The sequence below is a fragment of the Priestia sp. P5_B4 genome, assembly GCF_056400385.1.
Map to the genome: position 1 here is coordinate 1 of NZ_JBFULJ010000591.1, position 2408 is coordinate 2408.

Consider the following 2408-nt stretch of genomic DNA (forward strand, 5'->3'; position numbering starts at 1 on the left):
GTGTGAAGTTATATTCTACTGGGAACAAATATGAAGAAAGTGAGAGATAAAAATAAATTATAAAAGTGATCAAACAAAAAGCTTGACTACTTTATTTCTCTTAGTTACGATAAGTAACGAAAAGAGACAAAAGTGAATTTGTTACTTTTTAAATGAATGACAGTTTGAGAAAGAAGAGATAGAGAAATGTTTATTCTCTTTTTAAAACCTAAACTGTAYTTGTAATTAGTACAGTATAACAAGACATATCACGCAGGAAAAGTAGGAGGACTTCAAGATGTATACAGATTTAAAAGATAAAGTAGTAGTTGTAACAGGCGGATCAAAAGGATTGGGGCGCGCAATGGCCGTTCGTTTTGGTCAAGAGCAGTCAAAAGTGGTTGTAAACTACCGCAGCAATGAAGATGAAGCGCTAGAAGTAAAAAAAGAAATTGAACAAGCTGGCGGTCAAGCAATTATTGTTCGAGGCGACGTAACAAAAGAAGAAGACGTTGTGAACCTTGTAGAGACAGCTGTTAAAGAGTTTGGCACATTAGACGTTATGGTTAATAATGCTGGTGTTGAAAACCCGGTTCCTTCACATGAATTATCATTAGAAAACTGGAATCAAGTAATCGATACAAACTTAACAGGCGCGTTTTTAGGAAGCCGCGAAGCGATTAAATATTTTGTTGAAAATGACATTAAAGGAAACGTTATTAACATGTCCAGCGTTCACGAAATGATTCCTTGGCCACTATTTGTTCACTATGCAGCAAGTAAAGGCGGTATGAAGCTAATGACGGAAACATTGGCTCTTGAATATGCGCCAAAAGGTATCCGCGTAAATAACATTGGACCAGGCGCGATCGATACGCCAATCAACGCTGGAAAATTCGCAGATCCGGAACAGCGTGCAGACGTAGAAAGCATGATTCCAATGGGCTACATCGGCAATCCGGAAGAAATTGCATCAGTTGCAGCATTCTTAGCATCGTCACAAGCAAGCTACGTAACAGGTATTACACTATTTGCTGATGGCGGTATGACAAAATATCCTTCTTTCCAAGCGGGAAGAGGTTAATAGGTAGAACTGAATGAAAAAGACCTCGGAATATTCCGAGGTCTTTTTCGCATTGTCATAAATGTACGGCGTATTTACCAAATATTGAAACTTTTATTGAAGTGTTACGTATATAAGCTAACGACGAATAAAGGACGTGTTGATATGCTACCGGAAACGATTCAACAAAAAGTAGATCAGTATAGAGGTTTTTATATCAGCTTAAAAAATGAACTCAAATGGAAAGTGGCAGATCCGAAGCAGTTTATGGCTATCGCTTCTATGTATGCAGTGAAAGGCAAATCGCTTCAGCTTCAGCCTTATATTGAGTTAAGTGACTATATTAAAAATCAAGTAGGAATGTTTTCTACATTAAAATCATCGCAGCGGTTTACGATTGCAGCCATGCTGGATACCCGCTATGAGAATCCAAAAGAAACGTTTTATGAATTTCTGGATGTATATGATCAATTGGTACATGGCGGGTTTACTAGAGGCGCATTTACGTATATCGCGGCTTCCGCTATGCTGTCGAATGAGTCAAGTCGAAGCCATAAAGAAATGGTTCGAAGGTCAGTAGAAATTTATCAAGGCATGAAAAAAAAGCATCTCTTCCTTACATCAAATGGTGATGTACCTCTTGCCGTTTTATTAGCTGAAACGAGCGAGTCTGTTGATGATTTGATGCATGAAATTGAACACTTCTATACCACATTGGGGCAGCATGGATTTAAAAGAGGGAATGACCTTCAATTTTTAAGTCATATTCTCGCAATCGATAAAAACTTACATGGGGATACACTTATTGAAAGATGCCTAGCAGTAAAAGAAATCTGTGAATCGGCAGGTATGAAAGTAAAAGCAATGCATTACCCGGTTCTTGGCTTATTAGCACTGTTTGAAAAACCGGAAGCTGAAATTGAAATTATTTATGACGTGGTGAAACAGTTAAATACAGACAAACTTTTCAAGTGGCAGAAAGACATCAATGTTATGCTGGCGGTTAATCTGGTTATCAGTGAAAAGCTAAAGGATTCTAGACTGGTCGAAACAGGTATCTATACAACGATTGAAACGATTATTCAAGCCCAGCAAGCCGCTATGCTAGCGGTTATTGCGAGCACTTCAGCGGTTGCTACTACGACTACTACTTGATAAATGAAACGACTATTAAAAGAGGCTGGGACATAACTACATGAATCTAACCTAAAGATGAACCAATGGAATAAATGAGCTGAACCGCTTATAATACCGCGGCTGATTTCCGTGCAWGGCTTCGCTTTCCGCCGGCGGCCGCTGAGCCTCCTTGTCACTTACGCTCCTGCGGGGTCTCACCTGTTCCGCTTTTCCCGCAGGAGTCTTCGCC

Annotated in this window: 2 protein-coding genes; both read left to right on the forward strand. The window is 39.4% G+C overall.

Going from position 1 to position 2408, the window contains the following annotated elements; translation table 11 throughout:
- The first annotated feature begins 277 nt into the window (after nucleotides 1–277).
- Nucleotides 278–1063 carry a glucose 1-dehydrogenase gene (gdh, locus tag AC1DRF_RS23375; protein ID WP_427075873.1) on the forward strand — a complete coding sequence of 262 codons (786 nt, stop codon included), beginning with the start codon at nucleotides 278–280 and terminating at the stop codon, nucleotides 1061–1063.
- Nucleotides 1064–1207: 144 nt separating this feature from the next.
- Nucleotides 1208–2197, forward strand: coding sequence for a DUF4003 family protein (locus AC1DRF_RS23380; protein ID WP_427075874.1), 990 nt, complete (start codon nucleotides 1208–1210; stop codon nucleotides 2195–2197).
- Nucleotides 2198–2408: the final 211 nt, after the last annotated feature.